A 24,168-nucleotide genomic window follows, 5' to 3' on the forward strand; every position below is an offset into this window, starting at 1 on the left:
GTGATCTTTCTCTCGACTAACTCTTTTAAATTAAACCCTTATTTTTTGTTGACGGACGCATCATAAATGGATTCGACCGCTTTTCTCAACGCCTCATTGAATTCCTCATCGGACTGGTCGACACGCAGGTCCTGGGCTAAAGCTCTTGAAAAGCTGGCGATAACACCGTCATTATTTTTAAGTTTCTCGTTAGCTTCTTTCCGAGTATATCCGCCTGACAGGGCAACGACTCGAACCACACGAGGGTGTTCGGTGGCTTCCTTGTAGAGATTTGGTGTCTCTGGAAGGGTCAGTTTCAGCATGACTTTTTCATCTTCAGCCAATGTGTCGAGATGCTTCATGATCTCGTTTTTCAAGATGCTTTCGGCTTCTTCTTTTTCTTCACTGTGGATATTCACTTCCGGTTCAACGATAGGGACCAGGCCGGCATCGGTGATTTCTTTGGCAAATTTGAACTGCTGATCCACGATGTCTCTGATTCCTTCAGGGTTTGCTTCATGTATCACTGAACGCATTTTAGTTCCGAAGATATGGCGTTCGTTGGCACGATCAAGCATATCTTTCAGGTTCGGGATAGGTTTCATCATCTGAACACCCCTGGATTTTTCAGCCAGTCCGTTGTCTACCTTAAGGAAAGGGGCGATCCCTTTGTCTTCCGCCAGATAGTCAGCAGTGTATTTACCTTCAATTTTACTGTCCATGGTCTGCTTGAACAGGATGGCCCCCAATATATGTTCCGAGTCGAAGGCGAGGGCCGTTATGATACGCGTTCTCATTTCATGGACAAGGTCGAACATCTCATCTTCCGAAGAATAGGCATCTTCCATGACGCCGTATGCAGCCAGTGCTTTTGGTGTGCTGCCGCCACTCTGGTCCAAAGCTGCTATGAACCCTTTACCGTTTGACATATTATTGAATTGATTCTCTTTCATTTTATTCGCTCCTTTAATTTTTTTTGCATCTCTGCAATTGCTGAAAGAAAAATATCCTGATTTCAGTTTATCACTAGTCATAAAAAACGTGTAGTAAAGCACATTCAGCTATCATAAAACGGTGATAAATCCACGCGGAAATTTTATCCGTATCTGAACATATAATACTGCCAAACTAAGAAAGTATGGAGCAAGCTGTGAATTTATGACATTAATATGTAACAGAATACATATTTGTAATCGATATTTAATATTTATCTTTATGTTTTTTGAAAATGTGGTATACTAACAAGTGATTTATTAAACGATTCGAGGAGAGATGACAATGAATAGCAATAAAATAGATTATGCTGAAATAACAATAAGTGCAGTTTCTCCTACTCAATATCCGGAAGATGGCTTACCAGAAATCGTATTAGCAGGACGTTCCAACGTCGGAAAATCATCATTCATCAATACAATGGTCAATCGAAAAAAGCTTGCACGAACTTCCGGAAAACCCGGGAAAACTAGAACCCTGAATTTTTTCAATATTGAAAATGAACTCTTTTTTGTCGATGTTCCCGGTTATGGTTACGCTAAAGCGTCAAACGCAGAACAGGAAAAATGGGGACGGATGATGGAGGATTACTTCTCAACGCGTGAAGAACTGGTGCTTGGAATACTGCTCGTTGATTTCAGACACGAACCATCAGAACACGATGTCTTAATGTATGATTTTTACAAACATTATGATGTGCCGGTGTTTGTCGTGGCTACAAAATCAGATAAAATAAAAAAATCCAAATACAATAAGCATGAGAGTTTGATCAGGAAAACACTCAAGATCAGTTCTGAAGACCAATTCTTCACGTTTTCTTCATTTACAAGAGAAGGAAGACAAGAGGTCTGGGATGCTATTCTGGCATATATTTCAAAGGATGAGAAGGCATGAAACTGATTATGTATGGCGTGAACCGGGATACGGTTTCTGCTGATGACATTCACAAATATGGTCTAAACGAACCGATGCGGAGATGTCATTTGAATGACATCAGTCGATTTGATGGAGTGTCTGAGGTCGTGCTGCTCACGTCCGACAATAGAAATGAATATTATCTATATATCGATGAACAGAATTTCAGACATGGGGATCTGCTGAGGTATTTGTCTTCTCATACCGGTAAGTGTCTAGAGGAAATCATTTTGGAGACATACAGCAAATTCAATGATGATGTGGTAAAACATCTGCTCGGTTTGACAAGCGCTGCGAACAGAGAGGCAGAATCATTGAGTGTCCTTGAACAGGCATTTGATGAAAGCTGTCAAAACGGAACTGTCGGCGATGTCCTGACCGATCTCTTCAAGGAAGCGATCACATTTTCACTTTCGCTGTTTGACAAAAGAGCATTATACCCTCTGGTAAGCGGCTATGAAACAAAGACCATTAAGTCCATGGAACAGTATTATCCTATAAACGAAGATATGGATTTCCTCATTATTGGGAGCAATGAAAGTATCAACCAGATGTCCAAATACATTATAGGAAAAACACAAGCCTATATGACTTTTCTGGAAAAAAACGAAAAGTCCAAAGCAATGGTCGCCAACATAAAAAAGTGGATGGCGCTCACCGATCAGACTGTATGGGCAAAGGGCATTCAATCCGTCGATTTAAGCCAGCTGGTCTATCGTTTATCAAAGGCCGATATTGTTATCATAGGCCCGTCGATACAAAATGCCTGGCTTTCAAATGAGCTGCTGGATGATATGTCCGAAATGAGACCGACAGCAAAAAAACAGCTGATCATTGACCTATGTGGCTCGCAGGATGAAACACTTTTTTCTGACTATCCCAACCTCAGTTATATTCAAATCGATGATACCCTGGCAGAGGAATATTCTTTAGAAAAGATCGAAGAAGCAAAGGCCCAGTACGAGGAGTATTTGACTAGCCAGACGAACGATTTCATGGGAAAATTCAATCGCATAAACGAAGAGAAGGTCAGCGTATTACCTTTGAAAGAGCAGGCCAGTCATAATGTCAGCTACATTAAAAAAATTAGTTATAAAGTATAGGAAGAGTCCGTTGATGACTCTTCTTTTTTCGTAGTAAATCAAATTAGATATCACCTGTCATTTAGTGTAAAATGAATAGATGACAGATAAGTGTTTTTTTAGGAAGAAGGGATATAAGTGTCTATGTTTTTGGATCAAGTAAAAGTTAATGTGAAAGCTGGCAATGGCGGAGACGGCATGGTAGCTTTCAGACGTGAAAAATATGTACCTGACGGTGGCCCCGCAGGTGGTGACGGTGGCGAAGGTGGAGATGTCGTTTTCATCGTTGATGAAGGATTAAGAACGCTGATGGATTTCCGATACAATCGACATTTTAAAGCAGAACATGGAGAGAATGGTATGTCTAAAGGCATGCACGGTAGAGGAGCAAAAGATCTGTTCGTTAAAGTTCCTCCTGGTACGGTCGTTAAAGATGCCGTCACGGGAACGCTGTACGCGGATCTGACAGAACATGAACAGAAGGCAATCATAGCGAAAGGCGGACGTGGAGGCCGAGGTAATATCAGATTTGCTTCTCCAAGAAACCCTGCACCGGAAATAGCTGAAAACGGCGAACCCGGAGAAGAAAAAGAAATCGAATTAGAATTGAAGGTGTTGGCAGATGTTGGTCTGATCGGTTTCCCTTCTGTAGGAAAATCGACATTACTTTCAGTTGTATCTGCGGCGCGTCCAAAAATCGGTGCGTACCACTTCACGACCCTCGTTCCTAATCTTGGGATGGTGAAAACTGAAGACGGTCGAAGCTTCGTCCTCGCTGACATGCCTGGATTGATAGAAGGTGCTTCTCAAGGTGTCGGGCTGGGAATCGAATTTCTCCGTCATATCGAACGTACCCGTGTCCTTCTGCATGTCATCGATATGAGCGGTGTAGAAGGAAGAGATCCTGTTGAAGATTACTATACCATCAATCAGGAACTTGAAGAATACGATCTGAAACTGCGCGAAAGACCCCAGTTAGTGATCGCCAATAAAATGGACATGCCGGACTCTGAAGAGAATCTGGCAAACTTCAGAAAAGCACTTAAGAAAAACGATGAGGATATTGAAATCTTTGAAGTATCCGCACTGACTCAAACGGGGTTGAATGCCGTCATGTCTCGCACAGCCGAGCTGCTGGAAACAACACCCCAGTTCCCTCTATATGAAGAAGAGACCGAGAAAGAGGAAAGAGTCCTTTATAAATTCATACCTGAAAATAAAGAATATGCCATTACCAGGGAACCGGACGGGACATGGGTGATATCTGGTGACAAAGTGGAAAAACTTTATCAGATGACCAATTTCCAGTTCGATGAATCTGTGATGCGTTTTGCCCGTCAGCTTAGAGGAATGGGTATCGATCAGGCACTTAGAGATCGCGGAGCCCGCAATGGCGATACCGTAAGAATCGATAATTTTGAATTTGATTTTGTAGAATAAAGAGAGTAAAGGAATGTTTTATGGAATTATTATTTTTGGGCACAGGGTCAGGCGTTCCTGCCAAACATAGAAACCTGTCAAGTACAGTACTGAAATTGCTTGATGAAAGAAACAGCATGTGGCTGTTTGACTGTGGTGAATCCACTCAGCATCAGATTTTGAACACAACGGTCAAACCACGGAAAATCGAAAAGATATTCATCACCCATATGCATGGTGATCATATTTTTGGCTTGCCGGGCCTTTTAAGCAGCCGTGCGTTTCAAGGTGGAGACACTCCGTTAACGATATACGGACCTAAAGGGATAAAACAGTACGTGACCATGACATTAAAGCTGTCCCAGTCTCATTTAAGATATGGCATACGCTTTGTTGAGATCGAGAAGGACGGCTTGTTATTTGAAGATGAACAGTTTGTTGTTACAACTAAACGGTTGCATCATGGCATTCCTTCCTACGGTTACCGGATCGTCGAGAAGGACAGGGAAGGAGAACTTATAGCCGATAAATTACAGGCCATGGGTGTTCCTTTTGGTCCCTTGTTCGGCAGACTAAAAAAAGGTGAGACCATCGTTCTGGATAATGGGCAGGAGATCAGTGGAAAAGATTTTATAGGTCCTAAACAAAAAGGACGGATCGTCACTATTCTCGGTGATACTAAATACAGCGAACACAGCATAGAACTGGCAAAAAATGCAGATGTACTGGTACACGAAAGTACGTTTATGCATAAAGATAAAGAACTGGCGCACAGTTACAATCATTCGACTAATCTTGAAGCCGTAATGGTGGCTAAAAAAGCCGGTGCATCTAAACTGCTCCTGACGCATATCAGTGCCCGGTATCTTTACGCTGAAAGTAAACTGATGGAGAAAACCGCACAGGAGAAATTTTCAAATACCTTTGTCATGAATGACTTTACTGAAGTTTCTATTCCATTAAAGAAAGAAGAGGGATAAGATGTATTCAATAAAAAATAAAATAGTCTGGATAACAGGCGCTTCCTCAGGTATTGGCGAAGCCCTCGCCTATGGGTTAGCTGAAAAAGGCGCCATTCTCATACTTAGTGCCAGACGGGCAGAAGAACTGGAACGTGTGAAACAGTCCTGTGTAAGAAAATACGGGGCACAGGTGATTGTCTGTCCACTGGACGTTTCAGACCGAAGCGAGATCGACCGTGTGATGAACATCCTTTATTCCAAGCTGGATAAGATCGATGTGCTCATCAACAATGCAGGCTATGGACATACTGAGAACTTTATCGATTATGATTTTTCCAAGGTCGAAAATATGTTTAAAGTCAATGTCCTGGGTCTGATGTACATGTCTCAGCAGGTGGCCGCTAAAATGGTAGAGCATCGTTCAGGGCATATCATCAATATTGCCTCGATCGCGGGTAAAATCGCCACACCTAAATCAGCTGTCTACTCGTCTTCGAAATTTGCAGTGATCGGTTTCAGTGATGCCTTAAGACTGGAACTCAAACAGCATAATATTAAAGTGACGACGATAAATCCGGGGCCTGTGGACACTGCTTTCTTTGATACCTTCGATCCGGAGGGCAGTTATCTTGAAAGAGTTGAGCCGTTTGTCCTGACCCCGGAGAAAGTAGCTGAAAAGACGATAGCTGTCATAGGGACGAATAAGAGAGAAGTCAATATACCGAAAATGCTGGAGGCGTCTTCAAAATTCTATTCTCTCTTTCCTGTGCTTGGTGATTTTTTTGTCGAACACGTCTTTGACAAAAAATGATATATATATCAATGTAACATCCGAATGATATGTGTTATTCTATTAATATAAAGTGGTGTATTGGAGGAGAATAAAATGAAAAAACAATGGAGTATGGTTGGTGCTATCATATTGTTTTTAGGGATCGCTTTTTTATCTGTATTAAATGTTGATCCTGTACCTGTCAATTTCGGATTTGCTGAAGTGGAATGGCCGTTGATTATCATTATTTTCGCATCGGTGTTACTGGGGGCATTAATCGCTACTTTACTGTCGACGTACCGGGCATTCAAGGACCAGCGTGAACAAAAACATCAGAAATCAGCTGAAAAATCAGATGCCGGACCTAGTTCAAGAGCAGGTATGATGCGATCAGAGAAGAGCAGCAAGGATAGATCGAATGATGAAAAGTCTGATTCAGATACCAAGTCGCAGAACGATGACATATTGTAAGACAGTAAATTATGGTAGGGGGAAAAAGCATGAACGAAAACAAAATTGCTATTTTAACTGATTCGGGTTCAGATGTACCTCAGGAGATCAAAGAAAAATATGATGTGAAAGTCATTCCTTTGAAAATCATCTTCAGCGATGGGGAATATATCGATAAAAAAACCATCACTGCACAGGAAGTGTACGATCGCATGGAAGAGGAAATTCCAAAAACATCTTTGCCTGATGGTGAAATGATCAAGGAAATGTTTGATGAAATAAAAGCGGAAGGCTATGAAAAAGTGGTCGCTGTGACGATCTCCAGTGGGTTAAGCGGTACGAATAATATGGTAAGAGTTGTTGCGGAACAATACAAAGGTTTAGACATCTTCGTGCTGGACACCAAAAATATAGGTATCGGTTCTGGTTTTTCTGTCGCTGAAGCGGCCATACAGGCCAACAGTGGTGTGGACTGGGAAACGCTGAAAACGAACCTTAAAGAAGGTGTGGATAAAGCTAAAATCTTTTTCCATGTCCCGACACTGGAATATCTGCAGAAAGGTGGAAGAATCGGACTGGTTCAGTCTGTTGTCGGAAGCTTGATGAATCTTAAACCTATTATTACATGTAATGATGAAGGAATCTATCATACTGTAGCTAAAGTAAGAGGGAAATCAAAATCAGTGAAGAAAACACTTGAACTCGTTCAGGAGTTTGCTGAAGGGTCTCAAAAATATAATTTAGCTATTGCGTATGGCGGCGAGTCTGCACGCAAAGAAGCTGAATCGATCAGAGAAGAAATGAAAGAGATATTACCACACTATGAACGTTTCTACTATGACCAGGTAAGCCCTGCCCTAGGCGTCCATACAGGTCCTGGACTTATCGGGATAGGGGTACAGATCCTCGACTGATCTTCCCAAAATGAAATGAAGTCAAGACACAATGAAGTCTATTCTTTCTTGTGTCTTTTTTTTTGTTATAATAAAGGTCTGTGAGTAAGACGAGGAGTGACAGAATGCAAAATAAAGTGACTATATGGAAACTGAATGAAGAAACAGCTGAAGTGAGGCGGGATCAGCTGGCCGCTGAACTGGGCAAATCCAGGACTTTTGCAGAGTTATGTTTGAAAAGAGGTTTGGACACGAAAGAAGCCGTCGACAGTTTTATTACACCCAGTCTGGATTTGATTGGAGATCCGTTTTTATTTCACGATATGGAAAAAGCAGTGGAACGTATTATGGCTGCCGTATCCGGTAGTGAAAAAATAACGATTTACGGCGATTATGATGCAGATGGTGTAACGAGTACGGCCATCCTCTACGAAGCCATAGAACTGCTCGGCGGACAGGTCGATTATTTTATTCCCAATCGATTCAAAGAAGGCTACGGTCCGAATATCGAAGCGTTCGATCTGCTTATCGATAGCGGCACCCAACTGATCGTGACGGTCGACAATGGTGTTTCCGGGCACGAGGCAATTTCACATGCACGGTCCAGAGGGGTGGATGTCATTGTGAGTGACCACCATGAATGTCCAGAAGTGCTTCCGGAAGCATATGCGATCATACATCCAAGACATCCTGAGAAACACTATTCGACACCAGATCTGTCCGGAGCCGGTGTCAGTATGAAACTGGCTCATGCACTGCTCGGGGAGAACCCGACAGAATTTCTCGAATTAGCTGCTATCGGGACCATTGCGGATCTGGTCTCTTTGACAGGAGAAAACAGAGCCATTGCTTATTACGGTCTGAATGTGCTGAAGCAGACACAGCGCCTTGGACTGATAGCTTTAATGCAATCTGGAAACATCAAACCTGAAGCAGTGAATGAAGAAACAGTAGGGTTTCAGCTTGCCCCTCCAATCAATGCGGTGGGACGGCTAGGGGATGCCTCGGTGGTAGTAGACTTACTGACCACCTTTGATGAAGAAAAGGCATTTAAGCTGAGTAAAGAAATCTTGTCAAAAAATGACGAGCGGAAAGCTATCGTGGAAACGATCACTAAAGAGGCGCTGATCATGGCTGAAGAGAAAAAAGACCAGGCAATGATGGTCCTGGCTCAGAAAAATTGGCATGAGGGTGTTTTAGGTATCGTTGCAAGCAAGATTACCGAAAAATTCCACAAGCCGGTGCTCGTTTTGACAATCAATGAAGCTGAAGATAAGGTCAAAGGTTCAGGCCGGAGTATAGATGGGTTCAATCTTTATGAGTGCGTCAACGCATTCAGGGATAAACTTCAGAGCTTCGGCGGCCACGAGATGGCTTGTGGACTGAGCCTCGACCGGAGCTATCTGTCAGAATTTTCAGTAGAAGTTAATAGAAAAGCTGAAGCATTGTCAGATTCACTTAAAAGCGAAAAAATCTTTCGGATTGAAACGGCGATCGAATGGACCGAGATCGATACTCAAGTCGTTGAAGAAATCAATCTGCTCAGACCATTTGGACAGGATAATCCGAAACCGCTTGTGAAAATCGCCGCAGTTCATCCTGAAAACACGAAAAAAATAGGTGCCAACCAGACCCATTTCAAAGCTACATTGCAGAGAGACGACAAACAATTGGATATGATCGCCTTTAATCGTGCGCAGTGGTCCGATATCCTAAAATCTTCACCAGAAATAGACATTATCGGATATTTATCTATCAATGAGTGGAACGGTTTCAGAAAAGTACAGCTGCAGGCTCTTGACTATAAATCCCGAGAACCTCTGGTCATCGATCAGCGAAAAAGCGTGATACAGGAGGAAATGTTCAAAACATCGAATGTCCATTTCATCTTTTTCCAGAAAGCCGTTGCCAGAAAATGGATACCCCGGATCGATGCAGAGTCCACACATCAGGTAGCGGCCAGGGAAACAGAACTAAAAGCACTTCCTTCCGGTATACCGGTCATTATCGTAGATACTCCAGAAAATGTGGAAGATTTTAAAACGATATATGAGACTTATCAGGCGCATCCGCTCTACCTATATTTTCATTCGCCTCATGAGTATTATCTGAAAGGGATGCCGAAAAAACATCATTTTCAGAAACTATACAAATGGCTGATGAAAAAACAGGAGGTCGTGCTGTCTAAAGACACGAAACAAATGGTACGAAACATGAATTTAGATAAAGACACATTAAAATTCATGTTAATGGTGTTTTTAGAGAATGAATTTGTTACAATGGAAGATGGGAAGTTAAGTTTAGTGTCGAATCCTAGTAAAAAACAATTGGAAGATACGCTGACTTATAAAAAAAGACTGAAACAGATAGAAGCTGAAGAAGTTCTTGTCTACAGTTCTTTTAAAGAGTTGCTTGCTTACCTTAAAAAATAGAGATGAACGATTCAAACGATGGAGGAAGACAAATGGATTTTAAGAAATATATTGCTGATGTTCCTGATTTTCCGGAAAAAGGTATCGTGTTTAGAGATATTTCGCCATTAATGGCAGATGGGGAAGCATATAAAGCCGCTACTGACAAAATTGTCGAATACGCTAAGGACAAAGGTGTTGAAATGATCGTTGGACCTGAAGCGAGAGGCTTCATCGTCGGCTGCCCTGTTGCTTACGAAATGCAGATAGGCTTTTCACCCTGCAGAAAAAAAGGGAAACTGCCAAGAGAAACGATCGAAGTAAGCTACGGTCTTGAGTATGGATCAGATATTCTGCAGCTGCATAAAGATTCGATCAAACCTGGCCAGAAAGTATTGATTACAGATGATTTGTTAGCTACTGGCGGAACGATCGCTGCAACGATCAAACTTGTAGAGAAACTGGGCGGCATAGTTGTCGGCGCAGCATTCTTCATCGAACTGGAAGAGCTGAAAGGCCGCGACAAAATCAAGGGTTACGATATTTTCACGTTGATGAAATATTAATAAGCATTCTGACATTTTCAGGTAAAGACCACGCTAGTGGTCTTTACCTGTTTTTTTATAGGGGTACAGTAAGGATGAATAACCTTTTGATAGGCGCTTACGGTAAAAGTCTGAACCGAAAAAGCTTTTGCTTTTCAGCTGATTCGGTAAGTACGATTTGGAATACGGAAAGAACTTACCGAAGTGGACCTCTATTTGACACTTTGAAATTTATCCTTCCAACCTACTTACCGAATTGAGCCTTCTTTCGGTAAGTAGGTTAATGTCAAATAAACCTATCGACCGAATAACACCCTCATTCGACAGTTAGAAAGAAATCGAAACGGCTTACCTGCCGAAGTTTGCTTTATTCGTCACTTAGGAAAGCGAGACCTGAACCTAATCGTCTAATGCAGCGGGAGCGATCAAGAGTGGCTGAGTGGAAATAGCTTGAACAGCCCTGCAGGATATGCAGGCTGTCTAAGGTATAAACGGTAAAGCACCGACTTATGATAAAGTTGACGACGAACTGGTTTTCAAGTCACCTTTCCGAGAGGAATCGATAGTGAAACACGAAAGAGGCCGGGACAGAAATGTCCCGGCCTCTTTCGTGTCATATGATATATTTCTTTAAAAAATGTGACTTCTGTATAATGAAACAACTTTTCCGAGTATTTTAACATCATTAAGTATAATAGGATCCATCGTTTCATTTTCTGGTTGTAATCTGATATGGCCGTCTTCTTTATAGAATCGTTTGCAGGTAGCCTCATCTTCATCCGTCATAGCAATGACGATATCACCGTTATTGGCAGCTTCCTGTTTTCTTACAATGACCTGATCACCATCTAAGATTCCGACATCCATCATACTGTCGCCGCGAATGGTCAGCATAAATAGATTCCCTTTTTCAATCTCGAGATCATTGGGGATAGGGAAGTAATCCGTTGCTTCCTCAATTGCCAGGATAGGCTCCCCAGCTGTAACGATCCCCAGTAGAGGGATTTTATCCTCGTCCAGGTCGATACCCAGTTTATCCAGTCCTAAAGGAGTAAATTCGATGGCTCGCGGTTTAGAAGGGTCACGCAGGATAAAGCCGTTTTTTTCAAGTCTGGCCAGGTGTCCGTGCACTGTAGAGGTAGATGATAGTGCTGTTGCTTCACCGATCTCCCGAACAGTAGGTGGATAACCTTTCTTTTTTACTTGCTTATAGATGAAATTCAGAATCTCCAGCTGTTTCTCACCTTTACGCCCTCTTGTCGTCATACTAAAACCCTCTCTGTTATTTGTTCAGTATATGGAACAACCGTTCTATATTTTACTAAAGTATAGCATAGTATATACTTCGAATCAAACGAATGTTCGAAAAACAGACACTGATCAACACCCGCATGAGTGAAATCGTTGGTTGTCTCTTAATTTGATAAATAAATGAGAATTTTGTCTATAACTATCACTTTTTTGTCAACAATGGTATGATAGATAATGTGAGAAATAAATGACTTAAATGGTGTAAGGAGGATAACATGCTTGAGAAACAAAAGCTCGACCGCATCAATGAATTAGTAAGAAAAGAGCGCAATGACGGCTTGACTGATGAAGAAAAGCAGGAACAAAAAGGTTTGAGAGAAGAGTACATCAAAGCGTTCCGTTCCGGAATGAGAAACCATATAGAAGGTATGAAAATAGTGGATCCTGACGGTAACGATGTGACACCTGATAAAGTTAAGGAAATTCAGAGGGATAAAGGTCTTCACGATCGCAACTAAGTCCTCTATCTTTCATTTCAATTGGTAGGGTTCACATTGAAATGAAAGCGTAATGATAGTACACTAAACAAGGTAATTTTAAATTCTAAACAAACGGAAGGAATGAAGTTCATTGTTCGATAAAACTGATCAGATGGCGGTCGATACGATTCGCACATTAAGTATCGATGGCGTACAGAAAGCAAATTCAGGGCACCCGGGGTTACCTATGGGAGCTGCACCAATGGCGTATACATTGTGGACGCGTCACTTAAATGTCAATCCCAAAAATCCAAGATGGTTCGACCGTGACCGTTTCGTATTGAGTGCAGGACATGGTTCTATGATGCTGTACAGTTTACTGCATTTATCCGGATACGATGTCAGCATCGATGATCTTAAAAATTTCCGTCAGCTGGATGGCAATACACCAGGACACCCTGAAGTACATGTCACAGATGGCGTGGAAGCAACGACTGGACCGCTTGGACAAGGGGTCGCTAACGCTGTAGGTATGGCAATGGCAGAAGCACACTTGTCAGCAACGTACAACAAAGAAGGACACTCTATCGTAGACCACTATACGTATGCGCTATGTGGAGACGGCGACCTTCAGGAAGGCGTATCACAAGAAGCAGCGTCTCTTGCCGGACACCTTAAATTAGGTAAACTGGTCATGTTGTACGATTCCAATGACATTCAGCTGGACGGTCCAACATCTAAAGCGTTCACTGAAGATGTCGGCAAACGTTTTGAAGCGTATGGCTGGGAACATATCTTAGTTGAAGATGGCAACGATCTTGATGCTATCGACAAAGCGATCACAAAAGCAAAAGAATCAGCAGACAAACCAACCTTGATCGAAATCAAAACAGTTATCGGTTTCGGAGCGCCTAACGCTGGAACACACAATGTCCACGGTGCACCTTTGGGACCTGAAGGCGTTGAAGCAGCTAAAAAAGCTTACGGATGGGAAGGCGAAGATTTCTACGTACCTGAAGAAGTATCAAAACGCTTTAAAGAGCACATGATCGATAAAGGCGAAAAACTTGAATCCGAATGGAACAAAAAACTTGAAGACTATCGCAATACCCATTCAGATCTAGCTGCCCAGTTTGAAGATTCATTGTCTGGTAAATTACCAGAGAACTGGGATAAAGAGCTGCCAGTCTTTTCAGAAGGAGACGGAGCTGCCGCTACACGTTCAACAAGTGGTCAAGTACTGAACGCGATCGCTAAAGCTGTTCCTAACTTATGGGGCGGATCTGCTGACCTGTCTGGATCTAACAAAACAACCATCGACGGTGTGGAAGAGTTCCAGGCCGGACAATATGAAGGACGCAACATCTGGTACGGTGTACGTGAATTTGCCATGGCTGCTGCCTTAAATGGTATCATGCTGCACGGAGGGACTAAATCTTACGTTTCAACATTCTTCGTATTTACTGACTACTTGAGACCGGCTGTCCGTTTAGCTGCCTTATCAGAAATCCCAGCTATTTATGTCATGACACATGACTCTATTGCTGTAGGTGAAGATGGTCCGACACACGAGCCTGTCGAACAGCTGTCAAGTTTCCGTGGTATGCATAACCTGACTGTTCTGAGACCGGCAGATGGCAACGAAGTAGCGGCTGCCTGGGAAGTTGCATTGACTTCACAAAGCAGACCCACAATGCTTGTGTTGACACGTCAGAACCTTCCAGTCCTTTCCGGTTCCAAAGAACTGGCGAGAGAGAACGTGAAAAAAGGTGCCTATGTTCTGTCACCAGCTGACAAAGAAACACCGGACGGTATACTGATCGCGACAGGATCTGAAGTTTCATTGGCAATGGACGCGCAAAAAGAGTTGAAAGCTCAAGGCAAAGATGTATCAGTCGTCTCCATGCCAAGTTTCGACTTGTTCGAAGATCAGTCTGATGAATATAAAGAGTCAGTTCTTCCAAGTGCTGTGAAAAATCGTTTAGCAATCGAAATGGGTTCATCATTCGGCTGGCATAAATATGTCAAAGATGCCGGTAAAGTGATGGCTATCGATAAATTCGGTGCCAGCGGTAACGGCGAAGCAGTTGTTGAAGCGTATGGCTTTACACCTGAGAACGTTGTGAACACTTATCTTTCATTAAACAGCTAATCTGTTCAAATACTGATCGATAATTTGAGGAACTTCCTTTCAATGGCTTAATTGAAAGGAAGTTTTTTTAGTCACCATCTCGCTGATTATTCTTATTATATCCACGAAATTGAGTTTATAGGTTTATTTTTCCACGTTAATTGTGTAAAATAGTTCAGTGAGCAGTTTTATTGAAAGGTATAAAACAGGCGAGAGGAGTGAAAAATTATGGAATTATGGTTAGCAATATTATTAATTATACTGGCATTGATCGGTGGACTTGCTGGTGGATTCTTCATTGCAAGAAAATATATGATGGACTACTTTGAGAAAAATCCTCCTATTGATGAGAACATGCTGCGCATGATGATGATGCAGATGGGTCAGAAACCTTCTGAAAGAAAAATCAACCAGATGATGAGCCAGATGAAGACGCAACAGAAAAGTAAGAGTGCAAAAAAGAAAAAGAAATAGTGTGGAATTGACGGACAGACAGCCTGTCCGTTCAACTTTGACACAATATGACATATTGTCACATTGAGAAAATGTCAAAGGAAAATGTAAATCGTGGGAGATTAGAATTATGGATATATTTAAACGATTAGGATGGTTTTTCAAGCAAGAGAAAAAGTCCTATTTAATAGGGGTCGCAGGCTTATTAATCGTCGCTGTGCTGCAGCTGATACCGCCCCGGATCATCGGGATCGTGGTAGATGAGATCGAGACAGACGTCTTGACTGAACAATCACTGCTTCAGTGGCTGCTTGTTTTAGCATCTACAGCTGTGCTGCAATATTTATTGCGCTACATGTGGCGTGTGAATATATGGGGAAATGCCGCCAAGCTGGAACAGATCGTCAGAAAGCAGTTATACGATCATTTTACAAATATGGATAATACATTTTTTCAGAAGTACAGAGCCGGCGATTTGATGGCTCATGCCACAAACGACTTACGGGGTTTGCGTATGGTGGCAGGTGGGGGTGTCCTGACCATGGCGGATGCCATCAGCGTAGGGCTGACCACCCTCCTGGCGATGCTGTTCGTCGTCGACTGGCGTCTGACGCTGATCGCCGTCATTCCATTGCCCTTTCTGGCGCTGACTTCACGGGTTTTAGGTCAGCGGCTGCATCTGCGGTTTAGAGATGCACAAGCTGCCTTTTCTCAATTGAATGATAAAGTGCAAGAGAGTATTCAGGGGATAAAAGTTATGAAAACCTTTGGACAGGAAAAGGAAGATGTAGAGAAATTCGAAAATCAGACGGATAATGTCGTTATGAAAAATAAATCAGTCTACAAAATCGATTCGCTTTTTGATCCGGCCATCACACTGATCATGGGGATTTCCTATGTCCTGACAATTATAGTCGGGGGATTACTGATTATGGGAGACGAAATTTCTATCGGAGATTTTGTCACGTTCATCAATTATATCGGTATGCTGGTCTGGCCGATGTTCGCTATCGGGCGTCTGTTCAACATCATTGAACGCGGATCGGCAAGCTACGACCGTATCGAGAATCTCTTGAGAGAAGACAGTGCGATCAGTGAAAGACAAGGAGCGATCGACGAACCCATTTCAGGGAGACTTGCCTTCGATATCGAAGTATTCAGTTATCCGGATGACGAAATGGTCGCTCTGCATCATGTGTCATTCGATATCGAACAGGGCCAGACTTTAGGAATAGTCGGTAAAACCGGTGCCGGTAAAACGTCGATCATGAAACTGCTTCTGCGTGAATACGATAACTACAAAGGAACGATCCGTTATGGTGGTTACGATATCAAGGACTATACGCTCGACGCCCTTTTGAAACAGATCGGTTATGTGCCGCAGGATAACTATCTCTTCTCGACAACGATCAGAGAAAACATCCGTTTCGCTGATCCGACGCTGTCGCAGGAGGCTGTCGAGGCAGCTGCTAAACTGGCAGATATTCATGACGATATTATGGAACTTCCAAACGGGTATGATACTGAAGTAGGGGAACGAGGCGTGTCGCTTTCCGGCGGTCAGAAGCAGCGTATCTCTATTGCCCGTGCGATCCTCATCAGCCCTGAGCTCATGATTCTGGATGATTCCTTATCCGCTGTAGATGCCAAAACGGAGGAGTCGATTTTATCTGGACTGAAAGAGATCAGGGAAGGTCAGACAACGATCATTGCCGCTCACAGGATCAGTTCCGTCATGCACGCTGAAGAAATCATCGTTATCGAAGACGGTACGATCATCGAAAGAGGGACGCACAGCGAACTGCTTGATCAGGGTGGCTGGTATAGTGAAATGTATGCACAGCAGCAGCTGGAACGTAAACTGGAAGGGGTGGATGACTAATGATGGAACAGAAAGAATTATCAGTTAGACGATCCATACCTTTCAAAGAGCAGATGCATATCTTGAAACGCATCATGACATTCGGCCGGCCTTATAAGAAACAGTTTGCCATTGCGATTTTTTTCAGTATTGCTCTGGCTATTTCAACGGCTGCTTTACCGCGTATCATTCAACTGTTCATCGATAATCACTTGACTACAGGTGACTTGTCACTTGAAATCATTCTGATGTTTGCAGGACTGCACTTTGGCGTCACACTCGTAAGGATGACTGTCTGGTATCTGGAACTGTATCTTTTCAATATGGCTTCAGAGAAAACGGTCCAGAACATACGGAATCAGCTGTTTGAAAAGCTGCATACACTTGGGATGCGTTTCTTTGACCAGACTTCAACGGGCTGGCTCATTACGCGGGTCACCAATGACACGGAAGCGATGAAAGATTTCTGGAATGTCTTTTTGAATATCATGCAGGGTGTCTTCGGTGTTGTCATTTCATTGGGGGCCATGTTCCTTCTGGATGTGACGGTCACCTTTTGGATACTGATCTTTGCACCAGTATTGCTTATTGTGATACGCGTGTATCAGGTCTACAGCTCCAAAACCTACAGCGAAATGAAATCGAAACTGAGTTTGCTGAATACGAAACTGGCTGAGACCATCAATGGCATTTCGATCATTCAGCAGTTCCGTCAGGAGAAACGTCTTCAGAAGGAATTCGAAGAGACAAACAAGTCCTACTTTGATTCGCGTTTTTCAATGACGAAGATCAATGCCCTGCTTTTGAGTCCAGTCATCAATCTGCTGTACACATTATCCGTCGTCGTTATCCTGACGATATTCGGTCTAGAGGCTTTGACAGGACCGGTCGAAGTCGGTATTATTTATGCGTTCACGACTTACGCCAATAACTTTTTCCGACCGCTGACGCGGCTGATGGACAGCATGAGTCTGTTCCAGGACGGTATCGTTTCAAGCAGCCGGATCTTGACAGTTATGGATAATGAACAATATGCGCCGGCTCAGCTGGATAAGGAAGACGCACATATCGAAGAAGGCAAGATCGAGTTTAAAAATGTATCCTTCTCTTATGATGGCAAGAACAACGTATTGAAAAATATTTCCTTCACAGTTAACCCAGGTGAGACCATTGCTCTGGTCGGCCATACCGGGAGCGGGAAATCATCTATCATTAATGTGCTGATGCGTTTTTATGATTTCCAGGAAGGCGAAGTCCTTATCGACGGCAGATCGATCAAAGATTTCCCAATGCGGGAACTTCGTCAGCGTACAGGGCTCGTCCTTCAGGATTCCTTCCTTTTCTACGGGACGATCAAAGACAATATTCGGTTGCTGAATGAATCGATCACCGATAGAGAGATCATTGAGGCGGCCCGCTTCGTTCAGGCAGATAAATTTATCGAAGAACTCCCGGGACAGTATGACGCGAAAGTGGTTGAGCGGGGAGCCAGTTTCTCAAGCGGTCAGAAGCAGCTGATTTCATTTGCCAGCACGATCGTCAGAGATCCGAAGATCCTTATACTGGATGAAGCGACAGCCAATATTGATACAGAAACCGAGGCACTCATTCAGGAAGGTCTGCAGCGAATGAGAAAAGGGCGGACAACGGTTGCGATCGCTCACAGACTGTCGACGATCAGAGATGCCGACCAGATTTTAGTACTGGATAACGGGCACATCATTGAACGCGGCACGCACGATGAACTTATCGATCGCGGGGGACAATACAAAGATATGTACGAACTTCAAAACCTTGGGCTGCAGACACAATAAACGAAATAAAGTGAAAAGCAGCGGGATTTCATCTGAGGATGAATATTCCGCTGCTTTTTTAAAATTTTGCGAGTCAAATAGCGAGGTCAGCTATATTTCCTCGTTGAGCTTGTCATTATGCGCTGAAAATGTCAAAGTCATGGTCAAAAAAATAATGAGCTGGTCATGCAGAGAGAGGGTAGAGAGGGTCACGGTCAAATCAAAGAAGATACGCTAGGTGAAATCGATGTTTTAAGAAGGAGGTGTCCACTCGTGGTGAGCATTCTCAGTGAGTACGACATTTTGATTCCCAAACTGTTCACTCAGCAAGACTGCTGTAGATGAGTACGACATTCGGAGAAGAAAAGTGTCCACTCATGGTCCAGATGCATAGCGAGTAAGACATCCGACGGTGAAAAATGTCCACTGGGGAGTGAAGCCGTTAGTGAGTGCAACATTTTGAGAAGAAAAGTGCTCACTCACCCACAAGAAATTATATGAGTGATACATTTCGGATGAAATACTGCTGACTCACATCGAGAAAAAGGCGTGAGTGAACAATACCGTCGTAAATAGAAGGAAACACTGGGGTTAAGCACAATTACCGTTTCATTATTTCAGTATAAATGAACGTCTATAATGAAACAGGCTGACGCAGAAGCGCCAGCCTGTTCTGATCTTATTCAATTAAAACACGAAATCATTTATAGCATTCTAGTTATGATCGAGTTCGTCAAAAGCCTGCTGGATTTTTTCTGAGTAATAAGCATTTGTGTCTTTGACGCCTTCGACTTTGCGTTCGACATAAAAGGGTTCACCGATACGCACAACAGCTCTTTTACGTTTGATCAGGTCGCTGAAAGTGAGTGGGCCACTGTATACAGCAGGGACGATCGGCTTCTTGCTGAATTTGGCAATGGTCACTGCGCCGCCTTTCAATTCGGTCGAATGCCGAGTTCCGCTTGGGAAGATAAGCAGGCCTAAATCTGTTTCTTTCAGAGATTTGACAGGTGTTTTAATGGCGCTTGGGCCGGGATTGTCTCTGTCGACTGGAAAAGCATTCATATGTGTAATGATCCAGCTGAAAATCGGGTTCTTGAATAATTCTTTTTTAGCCATGACACTGAATTGCTTGGGTGTCGTCGCCAGTACAAGATATATCGGATCGATCCACGAACGGTGAGGAGCGATTAAAATGTAATTTTCATCCTGCGGGAGATTCTCTTTACCAATAATTTTAGGTTTTCCGTTTAGTATCCATGCCAATACGAGTCCGATACTTCGTACAACTGAGAAAAACATAATCGTCACTTCCTTTTCATACTTCTTCTAATAGTATGCGACAGGTTTGACGAATTAGCAAGATTTTTTTAGTACTTTATTGCATTTATCCGATTTGTGTTGTATACTTAATGGCGGTGCATAGCGCACTGATTTCACACCTTGATCGATGTCTTGAATGGTGCTCTGTATGCCATGGAGTGTTCAGGCAGATGACGTCAGGGGAGGAAAATACAAAAACCAAATGGAGGAATGACAAATGGCAGTAGTATCAATGAAACAATTATTAGAATCAGGGGTACATTTCGGACACCAGACTAGACGCTGGAACCCCAAAATGAAACCTTACATCTTTACAGAAAGAAATGGTATTTACATCATCGACTTGCAGAAAACTGTTAAGCTGATCGACAAAGCTTACAACTATGTACGCGAAGTTGCAGAAGATGGCGGAACTGTTCTTTTTGTAGGAACTAAAAAACAAGCTCAAGACGCAATCAAAGAAGAAGCAGTAAGAGCTGGCGCTTTCTACATCAACCACCGTTGGTTGGGTGGAACGTTGACTAACTGGGACACGATTCAAAGACGTATCCGTCGCTTGAAAGAACTGGAAAAAATGGAAGAAGACGGAACATTCGAAGTCTTACCTAAAAAAGAAGTCGGTCTATTGATCAAAGAACGTGACCGCTTAGACAAATTCTTAGGCGGGATCAAAGATATGCCTGGCAAACCAGATGTCTTGTTCGTCGTAGACCCACGCAAAGAGCACATTGCAGTTAAAGAAGCTCAAAAACTGAACATTCCTATCGTTGCGATGGTAGATACAAACTGTGATCCAGATGATATCGATGTAATCATCCCTTCAAACGACGATGCTATCCGTGCGGTTAAATTATTAACTAAAACAATGGCAGACGCTGTTATCGAAGGTAACCAGGGAGAAGAAGGCTTTGAAGAAGAAGCTAAATCTGATTCTTTAGATGAAATCGTTGAAGTTGTAGAAGGCGACAACGAATAATTTAAAACTTACGGGTTAGAATCATAATCTACTGAGGAGGAAGAAAAATAGTGGTAAATATTAAAGCAGCTCAAGTAAAAGAATTACGTGATAAAACAGGCGTAGGTATGATGGATGCGAAAAAAGCATTAGTAGAAACTGATGGTGATATGGACGCAGCTGTTGACTACCTGAGAGAAAAAGGCGTTTCTAAAGCAGCTAAAAAAGCAGACCGTATTGCGGCTGAAGGCTTGGCAAACATTCACGTTGAAGGTAATGTTGCGGCAATCGCTGAAATCAACTCTGAAACAGACTTCGTTTCTAAAAACGACAAATTCCAGAACCTTGTTAAAGGTATCACTAAAACAGTAGCACAGAACAATCCTGCTTCTGTTGAAGATGCTTTGCAACTTGAAATGAATGGCGAAACGATCCAGGACACGATCACTGAAGCAACAACAACGATCGGTGAGAAAATCACCTTCCGTCGTTTTGCAGTAGTTGAAAAAACAGACAATGATGTGTTTGGTGACTACGAACACATGGGTGGACGTATCACTGTGCTGACTGTACTAGAAGGCGCTGACGAAGAAGTGGCACGTAACGTTGCTATGCACGTTGCAGCGATCAACCCTAAATACATCACACGTGAAGATGTGGCTCAAGAAGACAGAGACCACGAATTAAGCGTGTTGACTGAACAAGCTAAAAATGAAGGCAAACCAGCAAACATCGTTGAGAAAATGGTTCAGGGACGTTTGAACAAATGGTTAGCTGAAGTAAGCTTGGTGGATCAGCCTTACGTTAAAAACCCAGACTTGACTGTGGGAGAATACTTGAAAGAGAATAACTCTTCAATCAAGTCATTCATCCGCTACGAAGTCGGAGAAGGCATTGAAAAACGTTCTGAAGATTTCGCTGCTGAAGTTCAAAGTCAATTAGGTAAAAAATAAGAAGAGTAAAGCAGGGATAGTCGACTATCCCTGCTTTTTTTAGAGTAATAACCGTACGATTGTAAGATTTATTAATGACGCTACCTGTTAATTATGGTAAAATTGTTGTGTATGAATGATGGAGGGAAAGATTTTATGGATGAGCCGAAATACAAACGCATTATATTGAAACTAAGTGGTGAAGCACTTGCTGGTGATACCGGATTCGGTATACAGCCACCAACCATTCACGAAATTTGTCAGGAAATTAAAGAGGTACATGAACTGGGGATCGAGATCGCTATCGTTGTAGGTGGCGGTAATATCTGGCGTGGTCATGTCGGTGCAGAAATGGGCATGGAACGTGCGCAGGCAGATTATATGGGAATGATCGCGACGATCATGAACGGACTGGCACTGCAGGATTCACTTGAGAACATCGGTGTACCTACACGTGTGCAGACTTCGATCGAAATGCGTCAGGTTGCAGAACCGTACATCAGAAGAAAAGCAATCAGACACCTGGAAAAAGGCAGAGTCGTCATTTTTGCCGGAGGAACAGGCAGTCCTTATTTCTCAACGGATACCACTGCGGCACTTAGAGCAGCCGAAATGCAGGCTGATGTCATCATGATGGCTAAAAACAATGTGGACGGTGTTTATTCTGCAGATCCGAACATTGACGTAGATGCAGTCAAGTACGAAGAACTGACTTATCTGGACATTATAAATAAATCTCTGCAGGTCATGGATACCACGGCTTCATCATTAAGTATGGACAATGATATCCCTCTAGTCGTATTCAAATTGAATGAAAAAGGAAATATCAAGCGCGTTGTTCTAGGTGATACGATCGGGACAACTGTTAGGAGGAAAAAGTAATGACACAGGAAATTTTAAAAGAGACACAGGCGCGTATGAAGCAATCCGAGCAGGCTTATGTGAGAGAGTTAGGTTCGATCAGAGCCGGACGTGCGAATCCAAGTTTGCTGAATCGTGTGAATGTTGAGTATTACGGGGCTCCGACGCCCCTGAACCAGCTGGCACAGATCTCTGTACCTGAACCGCGTGTGCTTTTGATCACACCTTATGATAAAAGTGCTTTAGGTAACATTGAAAAAGCGATCAACCAGTCGGACATTGGTATTCCACCTTCAAATGACGGGAATGTCATCAGACTGGTCGTTCCTGCCCTGACTGAAGAGCGTCGCAGAGACATCGCCAAGCAAGTGGGTAAAGAAGCTGAGAATGCAAAGATTGCTGTACGTAATATTCGTCGTGATGCAATGGATTCTCTTAAAAAAGCTGAAAAATCCGGGGACTTGACTGAAGATGACTTGCGTCAGTATGAAGAAGAAGTTCAGAAACTGACAGATGCAAGTGTTAAAGCCATAGACAAGTTATCCTCAGAAAAAGAAAAAGAAATCATCGAAGGTTAAAAAAGTAAGGAGAGTAGCACAGGGAAACTTATCAGAATGCCCTTTTCAGGTGTCATTCTCTAAGTTTGTGAGCTTACTCTCCTTTTTCTTCATATTGATCATAGTTTATCGATGATGTATTTATTGACCAGACGGGTAACTGCGGTAGTTATAACTATACTGATCACGTATTTACTTAAACGTTTCATGCGGGGCTCCTCCCTTGATAATCTTTATTAAATGATAATAAGTCTACATACAGTATAGCAAACAAGCCCTTTCTGATAAACTATTAGGATCGGGGCACGTGATTCTTATAGATAATTTAATGGTAATTCCTGCTTTTTTTTACTACAATAGAAGAGATGTCACAGACTTTAGGAGGTAGGGTGCAGTTAATCTATGCACCGATTATTATGAGTGAACAAGAACACAATATTCCGGATCACGTCGCAGTCATCATGGATGGCAATGGTCGATGGGCCCAGAATCAGGGGAAACCCAGAAAGTTTGGACATGAAGAAGGTATGGAAGCGATACGGAGAGTCACGATGCGTGCGAGTGAACGAGGAGTCAAGGTCCTCACATTGTATGCTTTTTCGACAGAAAACTGGAAAAGACCTCCTCAGGAAGTTCATTTTCTCATGCAGCTGCCGATCCGCTTTTTTGACCGTTTTGTACCTGAACTTCAGAGAAAAAATGTCAAAGTGAATATGATAGGCTTTGAAGAGAAAGTTCCTCATTCCACTAAGAAAGCGATCAGCCGGGCAATGGATCAGACAAAAAACAATACCGGAATGGTGCTGAACTTTGCCTTCAATTACGGTGGACGGGCTGAAATCGTCGAAGCGACACAGGCTCTGTGCCAAAAGGTCTTGAATAAGGAAATCGCCTGCAGTGACATTTCTGAAGCCCGTATCGAAGAACATTTATTTACCCAGTCGATCACGCCATACCAGAATGTCGACTTGCTCATCAGAAGCAGTGGTGAACAGAGATTGAGTAATTTCCTGCTTTGGCAGAACGCATACAGTGAATTTTATTTCACTGAATTACTGTGGCCAGATTTCAATGCAGAGATTTTTGATCAGGCTATTCTGGAATATCAGAAAAGACAAAGACGATACGGAGCACTTTAACATACAGAAAGC

General features: G+C 42.8%; 22 protein-coding genes. 19 read left to right on the forward strand and 3 right to left on the reverse strand.

Annotated elements, in window-relative coordinates; translation table 11 throughout:
* Positions 1–38: 38 nt before the first annotated feature.
* A complete protein-coding gene (locus BM049_RS01380; protein WP_091528047.1) occupies positions 39–932 on the reverse strand; it encodes a fructose bisphosphate aldolase in 894 nt (297 codons plus the stop codon).
* Between the two features lie 319 nt (positions 933–1,251).
* On the opposite strand from BM049_RS01380, the gene yihA reads away from it, so the two are divergent.
* The 9 genes from yihA to BM049_RS01425 all read left to right on the forward strand — a co-directional run bounded on the left by yihA (position 1,252) and on the right by BM049_RS01425 (position 10,442).
* Positions 1,252–1,866 carry a ribosome biogenesis GTP-binding protein YihA/YsxC gene (gene yihA / locus BM049_RS01385; protein WP_091528049.1) on the forward strand — a complete coding sequence of 205 codons (615 nt, stop codon included), beginning with the start codon at positions 1,252–1,254 and terminating at the stop codon, positions 1,864–1,866.
* Positions 1,863–2,990, forward strand: a complete 1,128-nt coding sequence (locus BM049_RS01390) for a Rossmann-fold NAD(P)-binding domain-containing protein (protein WP_091528050.1) — start codon at positions 1,863–1,865, stop codon at positions 2,988–2,990. The genes yihA and BM049_RS01390 overlap by 4 nt, the downstream gene beginning before the upstream one ends.
* Positions 2,991–3,113: 123 nt before the next feature.
* Positions 3,114–4,409 (forward strand): GTPase ObgE, encoded by a 1,296-nt coding sequence (obgE, locus tag BM049_RS01395; RefSeq protein WP_091528052.1) that lies wholly within the window; start codon positions 3,114–3,116, stop codon positions 4,407–4,409.
* A 20-nt stretch (positions 4,410–4,429) separates the two neighbouring features.
* On the forward strand, positions 4,430–5,368 hold the full coding sequence (rnz, locus tag BM049_RS01400) for a ribonuclease Z (RefSeq protein ID WP_091528054.1): 939 nt from the start codon (positions 4,430–4,432) through the stop codon (positions 5,366–5,368).
* 1 nt (position 5,369) lies between these two features.
* Positions 5,370–6,161 (forward strand): SDR family NAD(P)-dependent oxidoreductase, encoded by a 792-nt coding sequence (locus BM049_RS01405; RefSeq protein WP_091528055.1) that lies wholly within the window; start codon positions 5,370–5,372, stop codon positions 6,159–6,161.
* Positions 6,162–6,236: 75 nt separating this feature from the next.
* On the forward strand, positions 6,237–6,593 hold the full coding sequence (locus BM049_RS01410; protein WP_091528057.1) for a LapA family protein: 357 nt from the start codon (positions 6,237–6,239) through the stop codon (positions 6,591–6,593).
* Between the two features lie 29 nt (positions 6,594–6,622).
* Complete coding sequence (locus BM049_RS01415) at positions 6,623–7,486, forward strand: DegV family protein (protein ID WP_091528058.1); 864 nt, start codon at positions 6,623–6,625, stop codon at positions 7,484–7,486.
* A gap of 104 nt (positions 7,487–7,590) precedes the next feature.
* Positions 7,591–9,897, forward strand: a complete 2,307-nt coding sequence (gene recJ / locus BM049_RS01420; RefSeq protein ID WP_091528060.1) for a single-stranded-DNA-specific exonuclease RecJ — start codon at positions 7,591–7,593, stop codon at positions 9,895–9,897.
* A gap of 32 nt (positions 9,898–9,929) precedes the next feature.
* Entirely contained in the window at positions 9,930–10,442 is a 513-nt protein-coding gene (locus tag BM049_RS01425; protein WP_091528061.1) for an adenine phosphoribosyltransferase, read from the forward strand.
* A gap of 609 nt (positions 10,443–11,051) precedes the next feature.
* On the opposite strand, the gene lexA is transcribed toward BM049_RS01425, so the two are convergent.
* Positions 11,052–11,687, reverse strand: coding sequence for a transcriptional repressor LexA (gene lexA, locus BM049_RS01430; RefSeq protein ID WP_091528063.1), 636 nt, complete (start codon positions 11,685–11,687; stop codon positions 11,052–11,054).
* Positions 11,688–11,947: 260 nt separating this feature from the next.
* On the opposite strand from lexA, the gene BM049_RS01435 reads away from it, so the two are divergent.
* The 5 genes from BM049_RS01435 (at position 11,948) to BM049_RS01455 (ending at position 18,410) form a co-directional block, all read left to right on the forward strand.
* Positions 11,948–12,190 carry a DUF896 family protein gene (locus tag BM049_RS01435; protein WP_091528065.1) on the forward strand — a complete coding sequence of 81 codons (243 nt, stop codon included), beginning with the start codon at positions 11,948–11,950 and terminating at the stop codon, positions 12,188–12,190.
* A 112-nt stretch (positions 12,191–12,302) separates the two neighbouring features.
* Positions 12,303–14,303, forward strand: coding sequence for a transketolase (gene tkt / locus BM049_RS01440; RefSeq protein ID WP_091528067.1), 2,001 nt, complete (start codon positions 12,303–12,305; stop codon positions 14,301–14,303).
* Positions 14,304–14,510: 207 nt separating this feature from the next.
* On the forward strand, positions 14,511–14,756 hold the full coding sequence (locus tag BM049_RS01445) for a YneF family protein (protein WP_091528068.1): 246 nt from the start codon (positions 14,511–14,513) through the stop codon (positions 14,754–14,756).
* 109 nt (positions 14,757–14,865) lie between these two features.
* Positions 14,866–16,617, forward strand: coding sequence for an ABC transporter ATP-binding protein (locus tag BM049_RS01450; protein WP_091528070.1), 1,752 nt, complete (start codon positions 14,866–14,868; stop codon positions 16,615–16,617).
* Complete coding sequence (locus BM049_RS01455) at positions 16,617–18,410, forward strand: ABC transporter ATP-binding protein (RefSeq protein WP_177188546.1); 1,794 nt, start codon at positions 16,617–16,619, stop codon at positions 18,408–18,410. Before BM049_RS01450 ends, BM049_RS01455 begins: the two co-directional genes overlap by 1 nt.
* A 693-nt stretch (positions 18,411–19,103) precedes the next feature.
* On the opposite strand, the gene BM049_RS01460 is transcribed toward BM049_RS01455, so the two are convergent.
* The gene (locus tag BM049_RS01460) at positions 19,104–19,691 is read right to left on the reverse strand and encodes a lysophospholipid acyltransferase family protein (RefSeq protein ID WP_091528071.1); all 588 of its coding nucleotides are present in this window, start codon (positions 19,689–19,691) and stop codon (positions 19,104–19,106) included.
* 238 nt (positions 19,692–19,929) lie between these two features.
* On the opposite strand from BM049_RS01460, the gene rpsB reads away from it, so the two are divergent.
* From rpsB to BM049_RS01485, 5 genes are all read left to right on the forward strand, one after another.
* Positions 19,930–20,688 carry a 30S ribosomal protein S2 gene (rpsB, locus tag BM049_RS01465; RefSeq protein WP_091528073.1) on the forward strand — a complete coding sequence of 253 codons (759 nt, stop codon included), beginning with the start codon at positions 19,930–19,932 and terminating at the stop codon, positions 20,686–20,688.
* A gap of 50 nt (positions 20,689–20,738) precedes the next feature.
* Positions 20,739–21,620 (forward strand): translation elongation factor Ts, encoded by an 882-nt coding sequence (gene tsf / locus BM049_RS01470; protein WP_091528075.1) that lies wholly within the window; start codon positions 20,739–20,741, stop codon positions 21,618–21,620.
* A gap of 135 nt (positions 21,621–21,755) precedes the next feature.
* Complete coding sequence (pyrH, locus tag BM049_RS01475; RefSeq protein ID WP_091528076.1) at positions 21,756–22,481, forward strand: UMP kinase; 726 nt, start codon at positions 21,756–21,758, stop codon at positions 22,479–22,481.
* The gene (gene frr, locus BM049_RS01480) at positions 22,481–23,038 is read left to right on the forward strand and encodes a ribosome recycling factor (RefSeq protein WP_091528078.1); all 558 of its coding nucleotides are present in this window, start codon (positions 22,481–22,483) and stop codon (positions 23,036–23,038) included. The genes pyrH and frr overlap by 1 nt, the downstream gene beginning before the upstream one ends.
* A 368-nt stretch (positions 23,039–23,406) precedes the next feature.
* Positions 23,407–24,156 carry an undecaprenyl pyrophosphate synthase gene (locus BM049_RS01485; RefSeq protein WP_342741345.1) on the forward strand — a complete coding sequence of 250 codons (750 nt, stop codon included), beginning with the start codon at positions 23,407–23,409 and terminating at the stop codon, positions 24,154–24,156.
* Positions 24,157–24,168: the final 12 nt, after the last annotated feature.

This window comes from Alkalibacterium subtropicum (assembly GCF_900112455.1).
GTDB lineage: Bacteria > Bacillota > Bacilli > Lactobacillales > Carnobacteriaceae_A > Alkalibacterium > Alkalibacterium subtropicum.

Excerpts from the sequence above, each read along its gene's own strand:
- recJ (WP_091528060.1), top strand. The coding sequence starts at position 7,591 with ATGCAAAATAAAGTGACTATATGGAAACTGAATGAAGAAACAGCTGAA.
- yihA (WP_091528049.1), top strand. The coding sequence starts at position 1,252 with ATGACAATGAATAGCAATAAAATAGATTATGCTGAAATAACAATAAGT.
- BM049_RS01460 (WP_091528071.1), bottom strand. The coding sequence starts at position 19,691 with ATGTTTTTCTCAGTTGTACGAAGTATCGGACTCGTATTGGCATGGATA.
- BM049_RS01445 (WP_091528068.1), top strand. The coding sequence starts at position 14,511 with ATGGAATTATGGTTAGCAATATTATTAATTATACTGGCATTGATCGGT.
- BM049_RS01415 (WP_091528058.1), top strand. The coding sequence starts at position 6,623 with ATGAACGAAAACAAAATTGCTATTTTAACTGATTCGGGTTCAGATGTA.
- obgE (WP_091528052.1), top strand. The coding sequence starts at position 3,114 with ATGTTTTTGGATCAAGTAAAAGTTAATGTGAAAGCTGGCAATGGCGGA.
- BM049_RS01435 (WP_091528065.1), top strand. The coding sequence starts at position 11,948 with ATGCTTGAGAAACAAAAGCTCGACCGCATCAATGAATTAGTAAGAAAA.
- BM049_RS01410 (WP_091528057.1), top strand. The coding sequence starts at position 6,237 with ATGAAAAAACAATGGAGTATGGTTGGTGCTATCATATTGTTTTTAGGG.
- frr (WP_091528078.1), top strand. The coding sequence starts at position 22,481 with ATGACACAGGAAATTTTAAAAGAGACACAGGCGCGTATGAAGCAATCC.
- BM049_RS01380 (WP_091528047.1), bottom strand. The coding sequence starts at position 932 with ATGAAAGAGAATCAATTCAATAATATGTCAAACGGTAAAGGGTTCATA.
- BM049_RS01390 (WP_091528050.1), top strand. The coding sequence starts at position 1,863 with ATGAAACTGATTATGTATGGCGTGAACCGGGATACGGTTTCTGCTGAT.
- rnz (WP_091528054.1), top strand. The coding sequence starts at position 4,430 with ATGGAATTATTATTTTTGGGCACAGGGTCAGGCGTTCCTGCCAAACAT.
- BM049_RS01405 (WP_091528055.1), top strand. The coding sequence starts at position 5,370 with ATGTATTCAATAAAAAATAAAATAGTCTGGATAACAGGCGCTTCCTCA.
- pyrH (WP_091528076.1), top strand. The coding sequence starts at position 21,756 with ATGGATGAGCCGAAATACAAACGCATTATATTGAAACTAAGTGGTGAA.
- BM049_RS01425 (WP_091528061.1), top strand. The coding sequence starts at position 9,930 with ATGGATTTTAAGAAATATATTGCTGATGTTCCTGATTTTCCGGAAAAA.
- BM049_RS01455 (WP_177188546.1), top strand. The coding sequence starts at position 16,617 with ATGATGGAACAGAAAGAATTATCAGTTAGACGATCCATACCTTTCAAA.
- rpsB (WP_091528073.1), top strand. The coding sequence starts at position 19,930 with ATGGCAGTAGTATCAATGAAACAATTATTAGAATCAGGGGTACATTTC.
- lexA (WP_091528063.1), bottom strand. The coding sequence starts at position 11,687 with ATGACGACAAGAGGGCGTAAAGGTGAGAAACAGCTGGAGATTCTGAAT.
- BM049_RS01450 (WP_091528070.1), top strand. The coding sequence starts at position 14,866 with ATGGATATATTTAAACGATTAGGATGGTTTTTCAAGCAAGAGAAAAAG.